The 21,441-nt window shown below is 70.9% G+C and carries 21 protein-coding genes and 2 tRNA genes; 7 read left to right on the forward strand and 16 right to left on the reverse strand.

All coding sequences use genetic code 11. The features are described 5' to 3' along the window. Positions 1-80 precede the first annotated feature (80 nt). Both C9992_RS16940 and C9992_RS16945 read left to right on the forward strand, forming a co-directional pair. Entirely contained in the window at positions 81-1,490 is a 1,410-nt protein-coding gene (locus C9992_RS16940) for a serine/threonine-protein kinase (RefSeq protein WP_106816821.1), read from the forward strand. A gap of 45 nt (positions 1,491-1,535) precedes the next feature. After that, positions 1,536-1,608: transfer RNA gene (locus tag C9992_RS16945), tRNA-Lys, on the forward strand. On the opposite strand, the gene C9992_RS16950 is transcribed toward C9992_RS16945, so the two are convergent. Together C9992_RS16950 and C9992_RS16955 are read right to left on the reverse strand one after the other, a co-directional pair. After that, positions 1,570-2,277 (reverse strand): NADPH-dependent F420 reductase, encoded by a 708-nt coding sequence (locus C9992_RS16950; protein WP_327317951.1) that lies wholly within the window; start codon positions 2,275-2,277, stop codon positions 1,570-1,572. The two genes, C9992_RS16945 and C9992_RS16950, sit on opposite strands and share 39 nt — an antisense overlap. Further along, positions 2,274-3,332 carry an LLM class flavin-dependent oxidoreductase gene (locus tag C9992_RS16955; protein WP_106816822.1) on the reverse strand — a complete coding sequence of 353 codons (1,059 nt, stop codon included), beginning with the start codon at positions 3,330-3,332 and terminating at the stop codon, positions 2,274-2,276. Before C9992_RS16955 ends, C9992_RS16950 begins: the two co-directional genes overlap by 4 nt. Before the next feature lie 91 nt (positions 3,333-3,423). Between C9992_RS16955 and C9992_RS16960 the strand changes: the two genes are divergently transcribed. Beyond that, positions 3,424-3,894: a MarR family winged helix-turn-helix transcriptional regulator gene (locus C9992_RS16960; protein WP_106816823.1), complete on the forward strand. Its 471-nt coding sequence runs from the start codon at positions 3,424-3,426 to the stop codon at positions 3,892-3,894. Positions 3,895-3,926: 32 nt separating this feature from the next. On the opposite strand, the gene C9992_RS16965 is transcribed toward C9992_RS16960, so the two are convergent. The 3 genes from C9992_RS16965 to C9992_RS16975 are packed head-to-tail and all read right to left on the reverse strand — an operon-like array spanning position 3,927 to position 7,269. Then, a complete protein-coding gene (locus C9992_RS16965; protein WP_106816824.1) occupies positions 3,927-4,376 on the reverse strand; it encodes a GNAT family N-acetyltransferase in 450 nt (149 codons plus the stop codon). Positions 4,377-4,405: 29 nt separating this feature from the next. Further along, positions 4,406-5,005, reverse strand: a complete 600-nt coding sequence (locus C9992_RS16970; RefSeq protein WP_106816825.1) for an isochorismatase family protein — start codon at positions 5,003-5,005, stop codon at positions 4,406-4,408. Beyond that, a complete protein-coding gene (locus tag C9992_RS16975) occupies positions 5,002-7,269 on the reverse strand; it encodes an MMPL family transporter (protein ID WP_106816826.1) in 2,268 nt (755 codons plus the stop codon). Before C9992_RS16975 ends, C9992_RS16970 begins: the two co-directional genes overlap by 4 nt. A 69-nt stretch (positions 7,270-7,338) precedes the next feature. On the opposite strand from C9992_RS16975, the gene C9992_RS16980 reads away from it, so the two are divergent. Further along, complete coding sequence (locus C9992_RS16980) at positions 7,339-8,301, forward strand: EamA family transporter (protein ID WP_106816827.1); 963 nt, start codon at positions 7,339-7,341, stop codon at positions 8,299-8,301. Between the two features lie 12 nt (positions 8,302-8,313). Here the strand turns inward: C9992_RS16980 and C9992_RS16985 are convergent, their stop codons facing one another. Together C9992_RS16985 and C9992_RS16990 are read right to left on the reverse strand one after the other, a co-directional pair. Next, positions 8,314-8,709 (reverse strand): hypothetical protein, encoded by a 396-nt coding sequence (locus tag C9992_RS16985; protein ID WP_106816882.1) that lies wholly within the window; start codon positions 8,707-8,709, stop codon positions 8,314-8,316. A gap of 57 nt (positions 8,710-8,766) precedes the next feature. Next, positions 8,767-8,839, reverse strand: a tRNA-Thr gene (locus C9992_RS16990). 245 nt (positions 8,840-9,084) lie between these two features. Here C9992_RS16990 and C9992_RS16995 point away from each other — a divergent pair. The 3 genes from C9992_RS16995 (at position 9,085) to C9992_RS17005 (ending at position 11,772) form a co-directional block, all read left to right on the forward strand. Beyond that, positions 9,085-9,984: a MetQ/NlpA family ABC transporter substrate-binding protein gene (locus C9992_RS16995; RefSeq protein ID WP_106816828.1), complete on the forward strand. Its 900-nt coding sequence runs from the start codon at positions 9,085-9,087 to the stop codon at positions 9,982-9,984. A gap of 80 nt (positions 9,985-10,064) precedes the next feature. Next, entirely contained in the window at positions 10,065-11,120 is a 1,056-nt protein-coding gene (locus tag C9992_RS17000) for a methionine ABC transporter ATP-binding protein (RefSeq protein ID WP_106816829.1), read from the forward strand. Next, entirely contained in the window at positions 11,113-11,772 is a 660-nt protein-coding gene (locus C9992_RS17005) for a methionine ABC transporter permease (protein WP_106816830.1), read from the forward strand. The genes C9992_RS17000 and C9992_RS17005 overlap by 8 nt, the downstream gene beginning before the upstream one ends. 9 nt (positions 11,773-11,781) lie before the next feature. Here C9992_RS17005 and C9992_RS17010 read toward each other — a convergent pair whose 3' ends face one another. The 9 genes from C9992_RS17010 to C9992_RS17050 form a co-directional block, all read right to left on the reverse strand. Beyond that, positions 11,782-13,356, reverse strand: coding sequence for an alpha/beta hydrolase (locus C9992_RS17010; RefSeq protein ID WP_106816831.1), 1,575 nt, complete (start codon positions 13,354-13,356; stop codon positions 11,782-11,784). After that, positions 13,353-14,546 carry a DNA polymerase III subunit delta' gene (locus C9992_RS17015; RefSeq protein WP_235008305.1) on the reverse strand — a complete coding sequence of 398 codons (1,194 nt, stop codon included), beginning with the start codon at positions 14,544-14,546 and terminating at the stop codon, positions 13,353-13,355. Before C9992_RS17015 ends, C9992_RS17010 begins: the two co-directional genes overlap by 4 nt. A 139-nt stretch (positions 14,547-14,685) precedes the next feature. Next, positions 14,686-15,366, reverse strand: coding sequence for a dTMP kinase (gene tmk / locus C9992_RS17020; RefSeq protein ID WP_235008306.1), 681 nt, complete (start codon positions 15,364-15,366; stop codon positions 14,686-14,688). Next, positions 15,363-18,077: a type I DNA topoisomerase gene (topA, locus tag C9992_RS17025; protein WP_106816832.1), complete on the reverse strand. Its 2,715-nt coding sequence runs from the start codon at positions 18,075-18,077 to the stop codon at positions 15,363-15,365. Before topA ends, tmk begins: the two co-directional genes overlap by 4 nt. Before the next feature lie 39 nt (positions 18,078-18,116). Beyond that, positions 18,117-18,461: an Rv3654c family TadE-like protein gene (locus C9992_RS17030; RefSeq protein ID WP_106816833.1), complete on the reverse strand. Its 345-nt coding sequence runs from the start codon at positions 18,459-18,461 to the stop codon at positions 18,117-18,119. Positions 18,462-18,498: 37 nt separating this feature from the next. Further along, on the reverse strand, positions 18,499-18,831 hold the full coding sequence (locus tag C9992_RS17035) for a TadE family type IV pilus minor pilin (RefSeq protein ID WP_106816834.1): 333 nt from the start codon (positions 18,829-18,831) through the stop codon (positions 18,499-18,501). Next, on the reverse strand, positions 18,831-19,058 hold the full coding sequence (locus tag C9992_RS17040; RefSeq protein ID WP_106816835.1) for a DUF4244 domain-containing protein: 228 nt from the start codon (positions 19,056-19,058) through the stop codon (positions 18,831-18,833). The genes C9992_RS17035 and C9992_RS17040 overlap by 1 nt, the downstream gene beginning before the upstream one ends. A gap of 60 nt (positions 19,059-19,118) precedes the next feature. Continuing rightward, entirely contained in the window at positions 19,119-20,192 is a 1,074-nt protein-coding gene (locus C9992_RS17045; protein ID WP_106816836.1) for a type II secretion system F family protein, read from the reverse strand. After that, positions 20,183-21,346 (reverse strand): TadA family conjugal transfer-associated ATPase, encoded by a 1,164-nt coding sequence (locus C9992_RS17050; RefSeq protein ID WP_235008307.1) that lies wholly within the window; start codon positions 21,344-21,346, stop codon positions 20,183-20,185. The genes C9992_RS17045 and C9992_RS17050 overlap by 10 nt, the downstream gene beginning before the upstream one ends. Positions 21,347-21,441 lie beyond the last annotated feature (95 nt).

Consider the following 21,441-nt stretch of genomic DNA (forward strand, 5'->3'; position numbering starts at 1 on the left):
CGATTTCCTGCGGCTCCTACGTTGGGGGAGGTCCGGACCGCCGTGCACTCCCTCCACAGCGGTCCGCGACGGGGAGGATCATGACCGACGTGCGCGAATCCGACGCGCTTTCGACCGGTGAGCTGCTGGCCGGGCGGTACCAGCTGCTCGAGCGGATCGGCGAAGGCGGCATGGCGCGGGTGTACCGCGCCTTGGACAATCACCTCCAGCGCACGGTGGCGGTCAAGGTCTTCCGCGACACGACCGACGGCATCGGATCGGTGGAGCGCGCCCTGTCCGAGACCACGCTCCTGGCATCCGTCAGTCACCACGCCCTGGTGACCGTGTACGACGCGCACGTCTCCGAAGACGACGCCAGCTACTTCGTGATGGAGCACGTCAACGGCATCACTCTCCGGGATCTCATCGCGCGTGGACCCGTCGGGATCGAGACGGTCGGGATGATCGCGATGGACCTCGCCGAAGGACTCCACGTCGCGCACACCGCGGGCATCGTGCACCGCGACATCAAACCGTCCAATGTGCTCCTGGAGGCATCCCCCCTGCCGGGGCGCACCTGGCGCGCCAAGCTCGCCGATTTCGGCATCGCGTATCTGCGCGACTCCACGCGTGTCACCACTCCCGGGTTGCTGGTCGGGACCGCGGCGTATGTCGCCCCCGAGCAGGCCCGCGGTGCCACGCCGGCGCCGCCGGCCGACATCTACTCCTTCGGCCTGCTGCTGCTGGAGGCGCTGACCGGGCGACGACCGTTCGCCGACGCGGAAGGCATCGGAACGGTGGTCGCGCGGCTGGTGGCGCCACCCGAGGTGCCGGCCGACCTGCCGGCCGCATGGCAGGGACTGCTGCGCGGCATGACGGCCCTGCGCCCCGACGACCGCCCGACCGCGCTGGACGTCGCCATCGCGCTGGCACGCACCGTCGCGCCCGCGACGGTCGACGTCGCGTCGATCGTGGACGTCGCGACAGCCCCCGTGGAACTGCCCCCGCAGGCGCCTGCCGGCGAGAGCACCGCGGCGACGGAGAGGATGCCGGCTCCGGTGCCGCCGGTCGCACGGCGTCGGGATGCGCGCGCGGCCGGTGGTTCCGCGCGGCGTCGACCGCCGGCGCCCGCCGTCACGCGCGGGGGCGATGCTGCCCGCCGTCGCCGCCTGATCGGCGCGGGTGTGGGCTCGTTCCTGGCGCTGCTCGGAATGCTCGTCGGTGCGCTGTGGCTCTCGGGACTGCCCTCCGGCGCCGTGAGTCCGGCACCGTCCACCACGACGCCGGCCCCGGTGCTCCAGGAGGAACAGGCGCCGATCCCGAGCGAGGAGGCGCCGATCCCGAGCGAGCAAGCACCCCCGACCACGGTGCCGGCCAACACCAGCGGCGACAACCCGAACAGTGGCCCCGGGAACAACAGCGGCAACGGGAACGGCAACAGCGGCAACGGAAAGGGCAACAGCGGGAACGGCAACGGCCCGGGCGGCAACAACGGCAAGGGCAACCGGTGAGGCGGCCCTCGGAGGGACCCACGGCAAGTTAGGCTTGACGGCTGAGGGCCTCTAGCTCAGTCGGTAGAGCATCGGACTTTTAATCCGCGGGTCGTGGGTTCGAGCCCCACGGGGCCCACTCCACAGTGCGGAAGCGATCGATGATCGCCCGCAGTTCGTCCGCTTCGACGTCGGCCCCGAATGCTTCGGCGCCGGGTTGCAGGCGGACCCCGTCAGCCAGGCGCCCCGCCTCGAGCGGGTCGAAGCCGAGCGCATCGACGATCCGGGAGGCGGTGGCGACATCCGCCGGCTCGTCGCCGGCCACGGCGATCGCCTTGCGGCCCGGCTCGCCCGCGCCGCGTGCCTCGGCCTCCAGATCGTGGTACCCCATGTGATTGAACGCCTTCACCACGCGCGCGCCCGAGAGGAAGTCCTGGACCAGGCTGCTGGTCGAGACCGTGGGGTCGCCGAGGTCGTCGCGCATCCCGTCGACCTCCCACCAGTAGTTCATCGCGTCGATGACGAGCTTTCCCCTCAGCGCATCGGCGGGGATGCTGCGGAGCTTGCCGAGGGGCAGGGCGAGGATCACGACATCCGCTTCGCGCGCAGCGGTCTGCGCCGTGGTGGCGATCGCCCCGGGGGCGAGGACGCTCACCGTGAGGGAGATCTTCGCCGGGTCGCCGGAGCCCGCGATGAGCACGCGGTATCCGGCGCCGACGGCGAGCCGGGCGAGCACCGTGCCGACCTTGCCGGCACCGAGGATGCCCAGGGTCCTCACGCCCCCCGCTTCTCCCGGACGGTCCGTCACGCCGCGTCCTCTCCGCCGGCGGCCTGCTCGGCGAGCAGCTCGCGGACCATAGGGACGACGCGGGATCCGTACAGTTCGACCGCCCGCAGTCTCGCGGGCGCCGGGATCGCGCCGGTGGTGTAGATGAGGTCGAACCGTCCCACGCCCAGCGCCCTGATGGCGTGCGCCATCTTGCGCGCGACCGTCTCGGGTGACCCGATGTACATCGAGCCGTGCGCGATGTCGGCGTCATAGTCCGCCCTCCGCACGGGAGGCCACCCCCGCAGGGCGCCGATGCGATCGCGGATGACGCGGTAATGCGGCCAGACGAGCTCACGCGCCTCCTCGTCGGTTTCGGCGATGAAGCCGGGCGAGTGCATGCCGACCGGGTGCGCCACTGTGCCGAATTGCTCGGCCGCCCGGCGATAGAGCTCGATGTAGGGAGCGAACCGTTCAGGAGCGCCGCCGATGATGGCCAGCATGAGCGGGAAGCCGTAGCGCGCGGTGCGGATCACCGACTGCGGCGAGCCGCCGACGCCAACCCAGGTGCGCAGGTGCCCGGAGTCGGTCTTGGGGAACACGTCGGCTTCCACCAGGGGCGCGCGGGTGGTCCCCGACCACGTGACCGGATCCTCGGAGAGGAGCTGGGCGAACAGCTCGAGCTTCTCCTCGAACAGCACGTCGTAGTCGGCTAGGTCGTACCCGAAGAGCGGGAACGACTCCGTGAAGGAGCCCCTGCCCAGGATCACTTCGGCTCGTCCGTGCGAGAGGGCGTCGACCGTTGCGAACCGCTGGAACACGCGCACCGGGTCGTCGGAGCTGAGCACCGTGACGCCCGAGCCCAACCGGATTCGCGATGTGCGGGTGGCGATGCCGGCCAGCACGGTCTCGGGGCTGGAGATCGCGTACTCGGGCCGGTGGTGCTCGCCGACGAGGAAGACGTCCACGCCGAGCTCATCGGCGAGGATCGCCTCGTCGACCGTCTGGCGGATGGCGGAGCCGTACGTCTGCAGAGCGCCGCTGTCGTCCATCGGCACATCGCCGAAGGTGTCCAGCCCGAATTCGATGTCGGCCATCTGACTGATCCTCCATTTTCAGTTGACACGTCAATAGCGATTGATCAGTATGCACGGATATAATTGACATGTCAATCACAGGAGGTGTCCTATGGCATCGTCACGACAGCGCGGGAGCACGCTGAGCTCCGACGAACTCCGCATCTGGCGAGACTTCGTCGAGACCACCGAGGCGGTCAGGACGGAGCTGGGCCGACGACTGCAGACGGATACGGGTCTGTCACCGGGCGATTATGTCGTCCTGCTGGCCTTGAGCGAGGCTCCTGCTCACCGACTGCGGTCTTCGGAACTCGCCGCCCAGATCGCCTGGGAGCGCAGCAGGCTCTCACATCATCTCGGCCGGATGGAGCGGAGGGGTCTCATCGCCCGCGAGGAATGCCTCACCGACAACCGCGGCGCCGAGGTCGTCCTCGCCGCTGCCGGCGCTGACGCGTTCCGCCGGGCGACGGCCCCTCATTTCCGTGCGATCAGGGACCTCTTCATCGACGCCCTCACGCCGGATCAGGTCGCCGCGGCCGGCGACATCGCGCGCGCACTGCGATCCCGGCTGAACGGGTCCTGAGCCGCGGTCGGCACTCGCCCGGACGGGCCGCGCTACGAGTCCGTCCGGATCTCGTAGTGCACGAAGCCGGTGCTGTGGGCGACCCGGTCGTAGAGCGCCCTGGCGGTTGCATTGTCGTGGCGGGTGAGCCAGTACACCTTCGCCGCGTCGTGGGCGCGGGCCCACTGCGTCACGTGCGCGATCAGCGCGCGGCCCGCTCCCGACCCGCGAGCGGCGGGTGCCACGAAGAGATCCTCGAGGTAGCAGTACGGGCCCGAGGACCACGTCGCGGGATGGGTCAGCCAGTGAACCAACCCGACCGCGTGGCCGCGGTGGTCGCTTGCGAGGGCGCCATGGACCGGGAACTGCGGATCCACGAGCCGATTCCAGGTCAGCACGGTCTGCTCTTCGCCCAGCGCCGCCTCGTAGAACTCCAGGTACCCGCGCCACAGGGGCAGCCAGCGGTCGTGGTCGTCGGGCGTGAGCGCGCGGATCTGTGGCACGAACCAGAGGCTAGCGCGTACCGTGCGGCTCAGGCACCGGGCGACGCCTCTCCCCCGCCCGCGACCGCGAGCTCTGCGCCCGCGTGGGCGAGTTCGGCGAGCGCCGCGTCGCTAGAGTCCTTCGCCACGCCCGCCACGAGGTCGGTGAGGATCCGGACGTGACGACCGTGCTCGATCGCGTCCAACGCGGATGCCCGCACGCAGTAGTCCGTCGCGATCCCTGCCACGTCGATGTCGACGACGCCGTGGGCCTCGAGCAGTTCCGAGACGCTCTCCCCGTCATCCGTCCTCCCCTCGAAGAGGGAGTACGCCGGCTTGCCCTGCCCCTTCTTGACGTGGTGTGTCACTGCCGCCGTGTCCAGGCCGGGATCGTATTCGGCGCCGGTCGTGCCGCCCACGCAGTGGACCGGCCACGTGTCGACGAAGTCCGGCTCGGGGTGGAAATGTCCCCCGTTGTCGCCCTCGCCGTGATGCCAGTCACGAGAGGCGACGATGAGGGCGTACTCCCCTGCGTGCGCCGCGAGGTACCGCGAGATGCCGTGGGCCACGGCATCCCCGCCCTCGACGCCCAGCGCGCCGCCCTCGGTGAAGTCGTTCTGCACATCGACGATGAACAGTGCCTTGCTCATGTTCCGAGCGTACGCCGGTACTCCTCGCGTGTGAGCGGGCGTCCGTCATCGGCGACCGGCGCGGGCGCTTCAGGGGCCGGCTCGTCCCTGCGCCAGAGGTTCGAGGGCCACCAGATCGCGCGGCCGATGTCATAGGACAGGGCGGGCACCAGGAGCGACCGCACCACGAAGGTGTCCAGCAGCACCCCGAACGCGACGAGGAACGCGATCTGCGCCAGGAAGAGGATGGGGATGACCCCCAGTGCTGCGAAGGTGGCCGCGAGCACGAGCCCGGCCGAGGTGATCACCCCACCCGTGGCCACCAGGCCGCGCAGGATGCCGGGCCGCGTGCCGTGGGTGAGGGACTCCTCGCGCACGCGGGACATGAGGAAGATGTTGTAGTCCACCCCGAGGGCGACGAGGAACACGAATCCGTAGAGCGGGACCGCGGGGTCCGCCCCGGGGAAGCCGAACAGGCCGTTGAAGACGAGGGCACTGACCCCGAGAGCGGTGGCGAACGAGAGGATCACGGTGCCGATCAGCAGCACCGGCGCGAGGATCGAGCGCAGCAGCAGCATCAGGATCACCAGGATGACCGCGAGGATCACCGGGATGATGACGGTGCGGTCGCGCGTGGAGGTGTCATTGGTGTCGATGTCGGTCGCGGTCTCCCCGCCGACGACCGCCACGTGCTCGCCCAGCGTCTCGTCGAGGTCGACGCGCAGCTGCCGCACCGTGTCCTCCGCGGCAACGGAGTCGGCGGCATCGGTCAGCGTGCCGATGACGAGGACGTCTCCGTCGGCGACGGTCGGCTCGGGCGCCGGCGTCCCCGGCGGGCCCACCGCCGTGAGCACCGCCGCGCCCTCCTCGACGGTCACCTGCGCCTGCCCCGTGGGCGAGTCGGTTGAGGCGACCGCGACCGATTCGACTCCGCGGGAGTCCGCCACGAGCTCCGCGGCCGAGGCGAGGTCGTCTTCCGGCACGATGACGTACACGGGTGACCCGGATCCGGCGGGGAAGTGCTCCGCCAGTTCGGCCTGACCGTCGCGCGCCTCGGATGCGCCGAGCACGAGATCGCTGGTCGGCACGCCGTCCGCCTTCAGCTGCGTGACCCCGACGGCTCCCGCCAGGAGCACGATCGTGCACACGACCCACACGGCCCGCGCGTGCCGGGCCACGAACCGGGCCTGGCGCGGCCACAGTCCGGTGACCGGGGCGGTGGGGTCGTCCGGGATCATGGTGAGCGGCCGCTTCGGTATGAAGGGCCAAAACGCCGCCCGTCCGCACAGCGCCAGGAGCGCGGGCAGGAAGGTGAGCGCCGACAGCATCGAGAAGACGATGCCGATCGCGGCGATCGGTCCGAGCGCCCGGTTGGTGGCCAGGTCCGACAGCAGCAGGCACAGGAGGCCGGCGATGACCGTGCCACCCGAGGCGAGGATGGGCTCGAACGCCGCGCGCCAGGCCCTGGTGGTCGCATCCCATCGCTGAGCCCCCGTGGCGATCGCCTCCCGGTAGCGCGCGACGTAGAGCAGGGCGTAGTCCGTGGCCGCGCCGATCACGAGGATGAAGAGGATGCCCTGCACCTGCCCGTTGAGCACCACGATGCCCGCGTACGCCAGCCACCACACCGTGAGCAGCGCGGCGCACAGGGCGAAGACCGACGTCGTGAGCACCAGCACGGGCAGCAGTGGCGAGCGGTAGACGATGACGAGGATCACGAACACGGCGAGGAGGGCGACCCCCAGCAGGAGACCGTCGATGCCGAGGAACCCGGCCACGAGGTCCGCCGTGAAGCCCGCCGGACCCGTGACCCACGCTCGCCATCCCTCGGGCAGATCCTCGGCGAGGGACTCGCGGATCGCAGCGACGGTGTCGCCGACCTCGCCCGAGGCGTCGATCGGCACGAAGATCTGCGCGGCATCGCCGTCCTCGGAGAGGATCGGCGGCGAGATCCCGTCCTGCACGCCCTCGATGCCCGCGATGGCGTCGGCGAGCGACTGCAGCTCGCTCACGTCGCTGTCTGACAGCGCCTCCTCTCCTGTCACCACGACCACGGCCGGGATGCTGTCGTCGCCGAGGAAATCTGCCAGACGCTCGTCGACCTGCGTCGCGTCGGCGCTCTCGGGAAGGAAGGTCGAGCGGTCGTTGGTCGACACCTCGTCGACCTTGCCGAAGTACGGCCCGCCGACCGATCCGGCCACGAGCCACACCAGGACCAGCAGGGACGGGATGCCGACCCTCAGCCAGCGAGAGGGACGGCGGCGCGTGCGCGAAGGGGCGACCATATCGCTAGCTTATCTAGCGATAGGCCGAAGTGACGAGCCCGACCCTCGATGCTCCTATGCTCGTTCCCGATGCTCTCCGCCCTGCTCGCCCTCATCGGGGCGGTCGTGTACGGCTCCGCCGACTTCCTCGGCGGGCTGGCCGCGCGGCGACTGCGGTCCATCGTCGTGACCGCCGTCGCCGCCGTCGCCGGGCTCGCCGGCCTCGGCCTCGTGCAGCCGCTTGTCGGAGGCAGGTGGACGACCGGCGACGTCGGCTGGGGCGTGGTGGGCGGCCTCATCAGCGTGGTGGGGATCGCGCTCCTCTACGCGTGCCTGGCGATCGGCCCGATGAGCATCCTCTCGCCGCTGACGGCCGTCGTCTCGGCCGTCGCACCGATGCTGTGGGGACTGCTGGTCAAGGGTGACGCGCTGAAGCCTGTGGGCTATGCGGGTCTGGCCGTGGCGCTCGTCGCCGTCGTGCTCGTCGGCTTCATTCCCGGCGAGCGGATCGTGCGCCCGCACGCACGAGGGCTGGCCATGGCGACCGGCGCAGGCTTGGCGATCGGGGCTTTCCTCATCGTCATCGACCAGACCTCCGTCGACAGCGGCCTGGTCCCGCTGGTGGTCAGCCGGGCCACCAGCGGCATCGTGACGGTCGCGGTCGTCGCGGTGCTCGCCCTCCTCGCTCTGCGTCGCGGTCGACCGGCACGCTCCGTGCTCGAGCCCGGCGGCGCCCGCGTCGGAGCGACGCCGAGCGGTCGCGCGGACCTCGAGCATGCCGCTGCGGGCGTCGACGCATCCGCTCAGCGCCGTCCGCGCGGGGCGGCGTGGTGGTGGGCGGTCGGGTGCGGGATCGCTGATGCCGCGGCGAATGTGCTCATGCTGCTGGCGCTGCGGGCGGGCGATCTGGCCATCGTTTCGGCGCTGACCGCGCTGTACCCCGCAGGCACCATCCTGCTGGCCGCGGTCGTGTTGCGCGAGAGGGTCGCGCGGGTGCAGTGGGTCGGCCTGGCACTCGCCCTGACCGCCGGAGGGATGCTCGCCGTCGCGTGAGGGGCGCCCCGTTCAGCCGCGCACGAACAGCAGGACGAGCGAGGTGACGAGGGCGATCAGGCCCAGCGCCAGCATTCCGCACGCCAGCAACCCCACCGCGCGCACCGCGGGGGAACCCTGGGTGAGGCGCATCCGGTTGCGCGACCCGCGCCGGACGAAGATGTCGGCCATGTCGGCGTCGCCGATCCGATGCACCTGCTCCGGCGTGAGGTACGCCTCTCCCACTCCCGCCTCGTCGTCGAACCAGCGCACGAGACGTCCGTCCGGGGCGTCCTCGACGACGGCTCTCGTCGGCGCCCACGTGCCGTCGAAGAGGTACATGATCAGGGCGACGCCCGCCAGCAGCGCACCGACGCCGAAGCCGATCCACGAGAAGATCTCGGCGAGGGCGTCGATCGCCTGAGACACCGCACCACCGTCCTTCGGATACGGAAAACGGCCGCTGCCGCGGCCGTTCCGGTTCTGAGCCACCTAAGGGAATCGAACCCTTGACCTATTCATTACGAGTGAATCGCTCTGCCGACTGAGCTAAGGTGGCGCGCCTCGCTCGCGCGATGCACAAGCAACGATCTTACAGGGTCGCGCGGATGCTCGCGAACCACGGTGCGCGACATCCGCAGCCGCCCTCTGCGCGATCGGTGTCCACGTGTTACGAATCGATTCGGATGCCGGAGCCCTCGCCCATAGGTTCGAATCCGGTCCGCGATGAGGCGTGCGCGGTCCCGTGGATCGTGCGCGCGGTCACAAGCCGACGCGGACCTCGATCCACAGGAGTACACGCACATGTCCACGTCCAAGAAGCTCACCGCCGCGGCAGCCCTCGCACTGCCGGTCGCCCTCCTCCTCGCCGGCTGCGCCGGGAACGCGGATGCCGGGGCATCCGGCTCCTCCGACGACGAAGTCGTCCGCATCGGCGTCGTCGGGGCCGGCGACCCGTACTGGGAGACCTACAAGGAGGCCGCCGCCGAGGAGGGCATCGAGGTGGAGCTGGTCGACTTCAGCGAGTACACCCAGCCCAACCCTGCGCTGTCGGCGGGCGAACTGGATCTCAACCAGTTCCAGCACATCATCTACCTCGCGACCTACAACGTGCAGAGCGACGACGACCTGCAGCCGATCGGCGCCACCGCCATCTACCCGCTCGGCCTGTACTCGACGCAGTACGACTCGGTGGAGGACATCCCCGAGGGGTCCACCGTCGCCGTGCCCAACGACGAGTCCAACCAGGCCCGCGGCCTGCTCGTGCTGCAGTCGGCGGGACTGGTCGAGCTGAAGGACGGCGGCTCGGTCTTCTCCACCGTGGCCGACGTCCTGCCGGAGTCCAAGGTGAAGGTCGAGGCGCTGGAGGCCGCGTTCACCGCCACGTCGCTGCCCGACGTGGCCGCCGCCATCGTCAACAACGACTTCGTCGAGGACGCCGGGCTGAGCTTCGACGAGGCCATCGCGACCGACGACCCCTCCGACCCGAGTGCCTTCCCCTACATCAACATCTTCGCCGCGAAGGCAGAGGACGCCGACAACCCGACCTACCGGAAGCTCGTCGAGATCTACCAGAACACCCAGGAGGTGCTCGACGGCGTCGTGGACGCGTCCGGGGGCACCGCGGTGCTCGTGAAGACCCCTGTCGACGAGCTCGTGGCCTCGCTGAACGACGTCGAGGACGACATCCGCGCCAACTCGTAAGACCCGACGACGCGATCACCGGTGCGGCCCGCGTGCGCTTCGGCGCGCGGGCCGCACCGGCGCGTCCCCCGAGGAGCCCCATGAGCCTCATCCGCCTGACCGGCGTGACCAAGACCTTCCCGGCGTCCGCGAAGAACGCCTCCCCCGTCGTCGCGGTCGACGACGTCTCGCTCGAGATCGCCGCCGGTGAGGTGTGCGGGATCATCGGCTACTCCGGCGCCGGCAAGAGCACCGTGCTGCGGCTGGTGAACGCGCTGGAGACGCCGACCAGCGGAACGGTCGAGATCGACGGACGCGACATCACGCACCTGCGCGAGCGGGACCTGCGGGAGCTGCGCGGGGACATCGGGATGATCTTCCAGCAGTTCAACCTGTTCGACTCCCGCGCCGTGGCGGGCAACGTCGCCTATCCGCTCGAGGTCGCCCGGCGTCCACGCGCGGAGATCAGGGCGCGTGTCGACGAGCTCCTTCGGTTCGTCGGACTCGCCGACAAGGCACGGAACTACCCGGAGCAGCTGTCGGGCGGCCAGAAGCAGCGCGTCGGGATCGCGCGCGCTCTGGCGACCAGTCCCCGCATCCTGCTCGCCGACGAGGCGACGAGCGCGCTGGACCCCGACACCACTCAAGAGGTGCTGGGGCTCCTGCGTCGCATCAACGCGGAGCTCGGCGTCACGATCCTCGTCATCACGCACGAGATGGATGTCATCCGCACCCTCGCCGATCGGGTCGTCGTCATGGAGCACGGCCGCATCATCGAGAGCGGAGACGTCTTCGACGTGCTCTCGGAGCCCCGGCACGCGGCGACGAGGCGTTTCGTGGCGAGCATCATCGAGGACGTGCCCGACCGTGATCAGCTCCGCACGCTCCGCGGCCGCCACCCGGGACGCATCGTCACCCTCCGGATCCGCGAGGCGGGAGCGGTCGGCGACGGCGACGCGACGCAGGCCGACGTGTTCGCGGCGCTGGCCGCGCACGGCGTCCGGTTCGAGCTGGTCCACGGCGGCATCAACGACATCGCCGGACGCGTGTTCGGCCACCTCACCCTGGCGCTGACGGGAGACGACGACGCCGTGCAGCGGGCGATCGATGCGGTCGGCGCGTTCACGACGCTCATCGAGGAGGATTCCCGTGGATAGGCTCGTCGACCTTCTGCCGGAGCTGTGGGCGGCCACGGCCGAGACGCTCTACGTCGTATCGCTCAGCCTCGTCTTCGGCGGCATCGCGGGACTGTTCGTGGGGCTCGCCCTGTACGCCACGCGACCGGGGAGCCTCTTCCCGAACCGGTTCCTCTTCGGGACCCTCAACGTGATCGTCAACTTCTTCCGCCCCATCCCGTTCGTGATCCTGCTCGCCGCCGTGCAGCCGATCGCCCGCAGCCTCGGCATCCGGGGCATCGGACCCGAGTTCGCCGTCTTCGCGATCACGATCGCGTCCCTGTTCGCCATCAGCCGCATCGTGGAGCAGAACCTGCTGACCGTCCGGCCCGGGGTCATCGAGGCCGCACGGGCGACGGGGGCCAGCCGATCGCGGATCCTCCTGCGGCTGCTCCCCCGCGAGGCACTCGGCCCGCTGATCCTCGGATACACCTTCATCGTCGTCGCCCTGGTCGACATGACGGCGATCGCGGGCGCGGTCGCGGCGGGGGGACTGGGCGAGTTCGCCATCGTCTACGGGTTCAAGCAGTTCAACCCGTGGGTGACGTGGGCCGCGGTGCTCGTGATCATCGTGATCGTGCAGCTGGTGCAGTTCCTCGGAAACGCGCTGGCCCGCCGCGTCCTGCGGCGGTGACCGCCTGGCTCACTCGCAGCGCAGGCCGTCCGCGGGAGGCGTGCCCTCCAGCAGGTAGGTCTCGACCGCGGCATCCACGCACGGGTTGCCCTTGTTGTAGCCGGTGTGCCCTTCGCCGACGCGGGTGACCAGCACACCGGACGACAGCTGATCGGCCAGCGCGACCGACCACTCGTACGGCGTGGCCGGGTCGTTGGTCGTGCCCACCACGACGATGGGGGCAGCGCCGTCGGCGGTGATCGGCTCCCGCACACCGGTCGCCGGGTACGGCCATACCTCGCACGGGTCGGGGCCCTCCCAGTACGGGGCGATGGTGGGCGCCTCGGCCTCCAGGAGCGCCTGCGCGTCGGCCTGCTCCTCGTCGGTGGCATCCACCGGATAGTCCATGCAGTTGTAAGCGCGGAACGCCTCCGTGGAGTTGTCGACGTAGACGCCGTCTTCGCGGTTGTCGTAGAAGTCGACGAGCTGGAAGGCGATCTCGGGCTTGCCCTGGAGCACATCGGCCAGCGCCGTCGTCAGGTAGTCCCACGTCTCACGCGCGTACAGGGCCGCCACGATCGCGGTCATGAGCGAGTCCGCGCCCAGGAGGCGCCCGTCGGAATTCGGGATCGGGTCTCGGTCGACGCCGGCCAGCAGCGCGCCGAGGTCCGCCATGGCCTCGTCGACGGTGCCGCGGAACGGGCATCCGTCGTCGGCGAGGCAGTCGGCCATGTACGCGCGCAGCGCCGATTCGAAGCCGATGCCCTGCGTGATGCCGACGTCGAGCCCGGACACCGACGGGTCGATCGCACCGTCGAGCACCAGCCGGCCGACCTTCTCGGGGTACAGCTTCGCGTACGTCGCCCCGAGGAAGGTGCCGTACGAGTACCCGAGATAGTTCAGCTGCTCGTCTCCGAGGACCGCACGCAGCAGATCCATGTCGCGAGCCGCGTTCTCGGTCGTGATGTACGGGAGGATGCCGTCGCTGTTTGCCTCGCACGCCTCCGCGAACGCGGAGTGGCGGCTCAGCAGCTCGTCGGTCCAGGCATCCGTCCCGCGCGGATTGCGGGGGATGTCGAACAGGTACGCGTCCATGTCGGCGTCGTCGTAGCACGTGACGGCGGTCGACTCCCCCACCCCGCGCGGGTCGAACCCGATGACGTCGTACTGCTGACGCACCGGGTCGCTCACTGCGAACGACACGGAGTCGCGGATGAGGGCCACACCGCTGACGCCAGGGCCGCCGGGGTTGACGAGCAGCGATCCGGTCGGCTCGGCGGTCCCTTCGGCCCGGCTGCGGATCACCGATAGCTCGATCTCGCCGCGGCCGGGGTCGGACCAGTCCAGGGGCGCCGTGACCGTGGTGCAGTCGAACGCCTCGTTGCACGGGGTCCAATCGAGCGTCTGCTCGTAGAAGGGCAGCAGGTCGGCCGCCACGCCCGCCGTGTCGGGCGACTTGCTGGTCGTGGGCCGCGGGGACGCATCGGGGATCATCGCGTACAGACACCCGCTGAGGACGAGGGATGCCGCGACCAGGCCGGTCAGCAGGGCGAGGACCTTCGCCCTGCGCGCGGACCGGGCTGGGCGGGGACGGGTCGTGTTCACGGGATCCTTCCGCTGGCGACGGTGATGAGCATGCTCTCGAGGGCGAGCGCGGGCGCGGCGTTGAGTTCGAGGTTCTCGCGCGTGACCGCGATCCGGTCGACGACGGTGAGCGTGCGTTCGGCCGCCCAGGCGCCGGCGAGCGCGCGCAGGTCCGGTTCGAGCTCCCGGTTGATGAGGCCCGTGTCCCGGCCGAACTGCAGCATCAGCACGTCCCGGAACATCGACTCCAGATCGGTGAGCACCCGATCGATACCGTCGCGCAGGCTTCGCGTGGACCGGCGCTTCTGCTCGTCCTCGAGCGCCGAGAGCTGGGATCGGACCGCCGGCGGGATCGCGGCGCCCTCGGCGATGCCGAGGGTGCGCAGCAGCGAGGCCCGCTCGGCCTCGTCGCGCTCGGCCGTCAGCGCCTTGGCGTCCTCGGTGGCGGCGGCGACGATCGCCCCCGCCACCTCCACCGCGTCCCCGACCCCGCGCACAGCGAGCACCGCTCGCAGCATGGAGTCGCGTCGGGCGCGGGCCGCGGCATCCGTCGCCAGCCGCTGCGCCATGCCGATGTGGCGCTGGGCATGCCGCGCGGACTGCTCGGCCACCGCCGGATCGACGCCGCTTCGCCGCACGATGAGCTCGGCGACATCTGCGACGTCGGGTTCGCGCAGGCGCAGGGTGCGCACCCGCGAGCGGATGGTGGGAAGCAGGTCGGCATCGCTCGGCGCGCAGAGGATCCAGACCGTGCGCTCGGGCGGCTCCTCGAGCGCCTTCAGCAGCACGTTCGAGGTGCGCTCGGCCATGCGGTCGGCATCCTCCATGACGATCACGCGGTACCGGCCCAGGGACGGGGCGAAGTACGACCGTTCGACGAGGGAGCGCGCGTCCTTGATGGAGATGATGACGCCTTCGGTGCGCAGCGCGGTGAGGTCGGGGTGGGTTCCGGCCAGCACCTGACGCATCGTGCGCTCGTCGCCCGGCTCGGCGATGAGCGCAGCCGCGAAAGCGTGGGCGAGCGTGGAGCGGCCGGATCCGGGCGGACCAGTGATCAGCCAGGCGTGCGTCATCGAGGCCGGATCGGATGCGGCCTCGCGCAGGGCGGCCACAGCGGCATCCTGCCCCCACACCTCGCCCCAGGGCACGCAGTCGGCGTCGTCGCGCGCAGCGGGTGCGCCCGACGCAGCGGGCGGGGTTGCGGCATCCATCCCGCCCAGCCTAACCGCGGCCACCGACGCCCCGACCCGATCCGTCCCGGTCTCCGTCCCCCGCCGACGCCGCCGCCCGCCCGCGGCGCCGACCATGCCCGACCCCACCGACCGTGCCCGGCGCCGCGCGGGCGGCGGGCTACGCGGCGTGGAGGAGAAGCTCGACTCGTTCTCGCACGGCTGCGGCGAGATCGACGGCGGGGCGGGAGGCGTCGAGCACCAGGAAGCGCTCGGGCTCGGCGTCGGCCAAGGCGAGGAACTCCTCCCGCACGCGGGCGTGGAAGTGCTCCTTCTCGGCCTCCAGCCGGTCGAACGGCTTGTCGTCGGCGTCCAGCCGTGCCCGGGCGGTCGCGGGGTCGAGGTCGAGGAGCACGGTGAGGTCCGGCAGGAGTCCCTCGGTCGCCCACAGCGACAGGTCCCGCACCTCTTGCGTGCCGAGCACTCGCCCAGCCCCCTGATAGGCCACCGACGAGTCGAGGTACCGATCCTGGATCACGACGTCCCCGCGAGCCAGCGCCGGGCGGACGAGCGTCGCGACATGATGGGCGCGGTCCGCCGCGTAGAGCAGCGCTTCGGCACGCGCGGACACCTCTCCCCGGTGATGCAGGACGATGTCGCGGATCAGCACGCCCACCTCGGTTCCGCCCGGCTCGCGGGTGCGCACGACCGTGCGGCCGGCATCCGTCAGCCACTCCTCCAGCAGAGCAGCCTGGGTGGTCTTGCCGACGCCGTCGCCGCCCTCGAAAGTGATGAACAGCCCTGCGGGGTGCGGAGGCGTCCGCGCGGACGGGCGCGCACCCGTGCCCGGCACCGAGCTCACTTCTTCGCCGCGGTCTTGCGCGTCGTGGTGCGACGCGCCGGGCGCTTCGCGGGGCCCTTCGCGCGCTTGTCGGCCAGCAGCTGGACGGCACGCTCGAACGTGACCTCCATCGCGTCCTCGCCGCGCGGGATCGTGGCGTTCGTCTCACCGTCGGTGACGTACGGACCGAAGCGGCCGTCCTTGAGCTTGATCGGCTTGCCGCTGGTCGGGTCCGCCTCGAACTCCTTGAGCGCCGAACTGGCACCGCGCGCGCCGTACTTCGGCTGTGCGTAGACGGCCAGCGCTTCGTCGAGGGTGATGTCGAAGATCTGCTGCTCGCTCTGCAGCGTGCGCGAGTCGGTGCCCTTCTTCAGGTACGGACCGTAACGTCCGTTCTGCGCGGTGATCTCGGCGCCCGTCTCGGGGTCGGTGCCCACGACGCGAGGCAGATCGAGGAGCTTCAGAGCGGTTTCGAGGTCGATGGTGTCGACCGACATCGACTTGAAGAGCGAGGCGGTGCGCGGCTTGGGCGCCGCCTCCTTCTTCGCTCCGCGCTTCTTGGGCGCGGCCTCCGCTTCGACGGCGACGACCTCACCCGTCGCCTCATCGACTTCCTCGGCCGCCGGCGGGTCCATCTCCTGCACGTACGGACCGAACCGCCCGTCCTTCACGACGACGAGCTTGCCGTTGGCGGGGTTCTCTCCGAGCACGCGATCGCCGGCGACGGGCGCGTCGATCAGCTCCTTCGCCTTGGCGGGCGTGAGCTCGTCGGGCGCAAGGTCTTCGGGGATGTTCACGCGGCGCGGCTCGGCATCCGGGTCGTCCTTGTCGGCGACCTCGAGGTACGGACCGTACTTGCCGAAGCGCAGGGTCGCGACGTCGCCGATGGGGGTCGAGTTGAGGGCCCGGGCGTCGATCTCGCCGAGGTTGTCGACGATGTTGCGCAGCCCCACGTGGTCCGAGGAGCCGAAGTAGAACTCCTTGAGCCAGTCCTGCCGCTTCTGCTCTCCTCGGGCGATGGCGTCGAGGTCGTCCTCCAGCGCCGCCGTGAAGTCGTAGTCGACGAGGTCGGCGAAGTGCTGCTCGAGCAGCCGGACCACGCTGAAGGCCAGCCAGCTCGGGATGAGCGCCTGCCCCCGCTTGGTGACGTAGCCGCGGTTGAGGATCACATCGATGATGCTCGCGAACGTGGAGGGACGCCCGATGCCCTTCTCTTCCAGCGCCTTGACCAGGCTCGCCTCGGTGTAGCGCGGCTTCGGGCTCGTCGCGTGGCCCTTCGGCTCGACCTCGCGCAGACGCAGCACGTCGCCGACGGCCATGGCCGGCAGCGACTGGTCGTCGGACCTGTCGGCGTCGCTGCGCTTCTCGTCGCGGCCCTCTTCGTACGCTTCGAGGAAGCCCTTGAAGGTGTAGACGGTTCCGGATGCCGTGAACTCGGCGCGGCGGCCCGCGGCGGTGACCTCGAGGGTCACGGTGGTCGTCTCGTACTTCGCGTCGGCCATCTGGCTGGCCATCGTGCGCTTCCAGATGAGGTCGTAGAGTCGCAGCTCGTCGCGGTCGAGCTGGCCCGACACCTCGGACGGCGTCCGGAACGTCTCGCCCGAGGGCCGGATCGCCTCGTGCGCCTCCTGCGCGTTCTTGCTGTTGTTGCGATACGTGCGGGGATTGAGTGGAACCGACGCCGCGCCGTAGAGGGTCACGGCCTGCTCACGCGCCGCCTGCACCGCCTGCGTCGACAGCGCGGTGGAGTCGGTGCGCATATAGGTGATGTACCCCTTCTCGTAGAGGCGCTGCGCAACACCCATGGCGTGCTTGGCGCTCATCGAGAGCTTGCGGCCCGCCTCCTGCTGGAGCGTGGAGGTCGTGAACGGCGGCTTGGGGCTGCGGGTTCCCGGCTTGGATTCGAGCGCGGTGACGGATGCCTCGGCCGCTGTCTCGATGGCGGCGGCGAGCTCACGCACCTCCGCCTCGTCGAGGACCAGCACCGCCTTCTTCAGCTCACCGCGGTCGTCGAAGTCCGTTCCGCGTGCCAGGACGGCTCCGTCGACACGGGCCAGGCGCGTCGAGAACGACTCGTCGATCCCCTGCGGGCGGTTGGGCGCCGCGAGCGCCTCGATGTCCCAGTAGGACGCCGACACGAACGCCATGCGTTCGCGCTCCCGGTCGACCACGAGCCGGGTGGCCGCCGACTGCACGCGACCCGCCGACGTGCCCTGCTGAACCTTGTACCAGAGCACCGGGCTGACGTCCCACCCGTAGAGCCGGTCGAGGATGCGGCGGGTCTCCTGAGCGTCGACGAGGGCCAGATCCAGCTCGCGCGTGTTGCTGACCGCAGCTTGGATGGCGTCCTTGGTGATCTCGTGGAACACCATGCGCTTGACCGGCACCTTGGGCTTCAGCGTCTGCAGCAGGTGCCACGCGATGGCTTCGCCTTCGCGGTCTTCATCGGTGGCGAGCAGGAGCTCGTCCGCCCCCTTCAGCGCGCGCTTGAGCTCGGCGACGGTCTTCTTGCCGCGCTCGCTCTCGACGTAGTACGGGTCGAAGCCGTTGTCGATGTCGATCGAATACTTGCCGTACGCCTGCTTCTTGTCGGCCGGGATGTCGCGCTTGTCCGCGAGATCACGGATGTGACCGACCGAGCTGAGCACCTCGTAGCCGTCGCCGAGGTAGCCCTGGATCGACTTCATCTTCGTCGGAGACTCGACGATGACGAGCTTCTTGCCTTGTGCCAACGGGGGCGTCCTTTCTTCGACGCAAACCATACACGCCGGTTACCGGTGCGAGGGCTGTGAGTCCGGACCGGGTGGCGGCCCCGCGCGTGCTGACGCGCGGGCGGTGAGGGGGCCGAACTGCACCGAGACGGTCACGGTGCAGACCAGTTCGTCCAGATCGCAGACTTCGATGATCGCACCGAATGAGGCCGCGATCTCTGCGGCGCGGTCGCAGGGCACCCCGGGAACCGCGCCCGATGCAGCATCGGCGGCGGCCAGGGCAGCGCCGTCGGCCGCCGACGCGAGACGCTGCCCTGCGACCGATGCCGTACCGCCCAGGCCCAGTCCGGCCGCGAGGACGGCCGCAGCGGCGATGACGCCGATTGCGGCGACGCTGCCGGCCATCACCCGGTCCTCTCGCCGCGCGCGGCGCCGCGGCGGCTCACAGCCCACCTGCCAGCGCGCACCCCGACGCCGCCACCCGGAGGCCGAGCATGGCCGGCGCGGAGGCGGTGACGCAGACGAGGTCGCCGCGCGGCGAGATGGCGACGGATGCCTCGGCCACGGCCGCTGTCACGGCGGCGCGGACGCGCTGCTCCGACTCGCCGCGGCCGCTGAGCCGCGCCGCATCGGCGACGGCATCCTGAAGGCGCACCTGCCGGGCGGCGCCGGCGAGTGCCCCGACGCCGATCGCGACGACGAGGGCGACGGCGGGGAGCGCCACCGCGAATTCCGCGACGACCGATCCCCGTTCGTCACCCCGTCGCTGGCGCATCACGCCACCGTGAGCGCGCGGCGGACGAGATCGGTGAGGATGCCGCGCACCTCGTCCGATCGCATGATGACCACGAGCAGCCCGGCGAAGGCCACCGCGGCCATGGTCGCGATCGCGTATTCGGCGGTGGCTGCACCGGTGTCGTCCGCGTCACGGCGCAGGAAGAGGCGCTCGGCCCGGCGGCGCGTCAGACGCGGGATGGTCCGGTGGATTCGGGGAAAGGACATGACGTTCTCCGTTCGATCGTTCGGGTGAGGTGCGGGCACGGTCTGTGGGACGGGGTCTGCTCACAGCGAGACCGACATCGTCGACATGACGCTCAGCAGCATGGGAGCCACGCCGAGCAGGATGAAGGCGGGCAGGGTGCACACGCCCAGCGGGATGAGCAGCCGGGACGACAGGCGGGCCGCCCGCAAGCGCCCCTCGACTCGAGCGGTGTGCCGGGCGTGGGCGGCCGTGGCCCGCAGCAGCTCCACGGCCGGGACGCCGGCCGATCTCGACAGCGCCAGGACGGCGTCGACGTCGCGTTCGTCCCCGGACGCTGCGGATGCCGGCGCGCCGCGAGGCCCGGCAGGCCCGACGGGGATGCCGGGTCCGCCTCGGACCCCGGGTCCGCCTCGGGCCCCGGGTCCGCCTCGGGCCCGGGCGTCGTCGACGACCCGTCGGGCCCGGTCGAGCGAGACGCCGCCGCTCAGGGCGATGGCGATGAGCTCGGCGTGCAGGCCGGGAATTGTCCGGCCGCTCCGGGCGCGCGCGACCAGACGTGCCGTCCACCGTTGTGACACCACGATGAGAACAGCGCCGCCGACGAGGCACATCAAGCCGAGGGGATTCGTGAACAGTGTCGTGAAGGTGTCGAAACCGAGCGCAGCGCCCAGCGCGACGGCGACCAACGGGAGCCAGCCCATGAGGCGCGCGGTGCCCGCCGGCTCGGCGAGTGCGACACGCACGTCGTCCGCCGCCTGCTGGGCGTCGCGCAGGGCGGCAGCGAGCGCGCGGAGGCACTCGGCGAGCGGAGCACCGACGACCGACGCGACACGCCACGCGGCGCTGACCTCGCGCCACGCGTCGGTGCCCAGATCCGCGAGCGCGTCCGCCGGCGACGCGCCGGCCGTGATGGCCGCCGCGACGCGCGCCGCCGCGGCGTCGCCCGTCGACGCCACATGCTCCCATGACCGCGCGGGCGCGACGCCCGCCTGCAGCAGCACCGCCAGCTGCAGGACGGTGCCTGCCGCATCGCCATCACCTGCGTCCGCGTTCCGGCGGTGACGACGCGCACCGAGCAGCGTGGCATGCCCATTCGTGCGTGTCTCGGGCGGGGAGGTCGCGCGCCGCGCCTCGAGCCGCGTCTTCAGTCCCATCGGGCCTCCTCGATGGTGAGCCGCCCGGCACCGTCGACCGCCGGCCGGCCGGCTCCCGCGACCCGGCGCGCCCCATCCGGGCGACGCTCCACGTGCACGACCAGACCGATGGCGCTGACGACCTGGCGGGCGAGCGCCAGATCGTCCATTGCGGCCAGAGCGCCCAGGGCCTCCAGTCGCGCCGGCACGTCGTGCAGGCCGTTGGCGTGAAGGGTCCCGGCACCTCCGTCGTGCCCGGTGTTCAAGGCCGAGAGCAGTTCGCGCACTTCCTCACCGCGGCACTCTCCGACCACGAGGCGATCCGGCCGCATGCGGAGTGCTTCGCGGACGAGTCGGGCAAGACCCACGCCGCCCGACCCTTCGATGTTGGGCTGACGGGCCTCGAGCCGGACGTGGTGAGGGTGGGCGATGCGCAGCTCGGCCACGTCCTCGATGGTGACGATCCGCTCGTACGACGGCGTCTGGGACAGCAGGGCCGCCAGCAGCGTCGTCTTGCCGGCGCCGGCGGCGCCCGTGATGAGCAGGTTGACCCGATCCCCGATGGCCCGCTCGAGATGGCGCCTGACACCGGCGGGGAACATGCCTCTCTCTTCCAGGTCGTCGAGGGTCGCGACATCCTGTCGTGGCACCCGGAGAGAGATGAGCGTTCCTTCAGGCGCGACCGGCGGCAGCACCGCGTGTGCCCGGATGCCGCCCGTCAGGCGTACGTCCACGCACGGCGACGCGTCGTCGATATGACGGCCGCCGAGGCCGATGAGGGCGACCGCCAGGTCGCGCACCTCTTCTTCTGTCGCGCGCCACTCGGGCGCCCGCTCGACACCCGCGCCACGGTCCACGAACAGACCCGTGGCGCCATTGACGAACAGATCCGTGACGTTCGGGTCGTCGAGGTACGGGGCCAACGGCGCCAGCACCGGATGCCTCGCTTCGTGGCGACGCGCGATCGCGCTGGCACCGCGGCTCGCGCGGCGCTCCGCCCCTTCGCCCGGCATGGAAGAGGCCTCCCCCGCGGCAGCGCGCCGTGGCACCCATCGGCTTCCCGGCTCCGCCGTCCGCGCGGGCACCTCGGAAACCTCGCGCGCGTCCGAACGTGTGCGGGCCTCGGCACGCGCGCCGGTGTCCGCACGCGGGCGGACGACGAAGGGAGCGGACATGCTCCGAAGCTAGGAGCTTGACCGTGCGAGTGACCGGCCGGGCGGTGGATCAGTGGATGAGGCGACGCGCAGACCGATTGGGGAGGAACGGGGCG

Origin of the sequence: Microbacterium timonense (assembly GCF_900292075.1) — a bacterium.
Taxonomy (GTDB): Bacteria; Actinomycetota; Actinomycetes; order Actinomycetales; family Microbacteriaceae; genus Microbacterium; species Microbacterium timonense.

Excerpts from the sequence above, each read along its gene's own strand:
- C9992_RS16940 (WP_106816821.1), top strand. The coding sequence starts at position 81 with ATGACCGACGTGCGCGAATCCGACGCGCTTTCGACCGGTGAGCTGCTG.
- C9992_RS16955 (WP_106816822.1), bottom strand. The coding sequence starts at position 3,332 with ATGGCCGACATCGAATTCGGGCTGGACACCTTCGGCGATGTGCCGATG.
- C9992_RS16960 (WP_106816823.1), top strand. The coding sequence starts at position 3,424 with ATGGCATCGTCACGACAGCGCGGGAGCACGCTGAGCTCCGACGAACTC.
- C9992_RS16970 (WP_106816825.1), bottom strand. The coding sequence starts at position 5,005 with ATGAGCAAGGCACTGTTCATCGTCGATGTGCAGAACGACTTCACCGAG.
- C9992_RS16975 (WP_106816826.1), bottom strand. The coding sequence starts at position 7,269 with ATGGTCGCCCCTTCGCGCACGCGCCGCCGTCCCTCTCGCTGGCTGAGG.
- C9992_RS16980 (WP_106816827.1), top strand. The coding sequence starts at position 7,339 with ATGCTCTCCGCCCTGCTCGCCCTCATCGGGGCGGTCGTGTACGGCTCC.
- C9992_RS16995 (WP_106816828.1), top strand. The coding sequence starts at position 9,085 with ATGTCCACGTCCAAGAAGCTCACCGCCGCGGCAGCCCTCGCACTGCCG.
- C9992_RS17000 (WP_106816829.1), top strand. The coding sequence starts at position 10,065 with ATGAGCCTCATCCGCCTGACCGGCGTGACCAAGACCTTCCCGGCGTCC.
- C9992_RS17015 (WP_235008305.1), bottom strand. The coding sequence starts at position 14,546 with ATGGATGCCGCAACCCCGCCCGCTGCGTCGGGCGCACCCGCTGCGCGC.
- C9992_RS17030 (WP_106816833.1), bottom strand. The coding sequence starts at position 18,461 with ATGGCCGGCAGCGTCGCCGCAATCGGCGTCATCGCCGCTGCGGCCGTC.
- C9992_RS17035 (WP_106816834.1), bottom strand. The coding sequence starts at position 18,831 with ATGCGCCAGCGACGGGGTGACGAACGGGGATCGGTCGTCGCGGAATTC.
- C9992_RS17040 (WP_106816835.1), bottom strand. The coding sequence starts at position 19,058 with ATGTCCTTTCCCCGAATCCACCGGACCATCCCGCGTCTGACGCGCCGC.
- C9992_RS17045 (WP_106816836.1), bottom strand. The coding sequence starts at position 20,192 with ATGGGACTGAAGACGCGGCTCGAGGCGCGGCGCGCGACCTCCCCGCCC.
- C9992_RS17050 (WP_235008307.1), bottom strand. The coding sequence starts at position 21,346 with ATGTCCGCTCCCTTCGTCGTCCGCCCGCGTGCGGACACCGGCGCGCGT.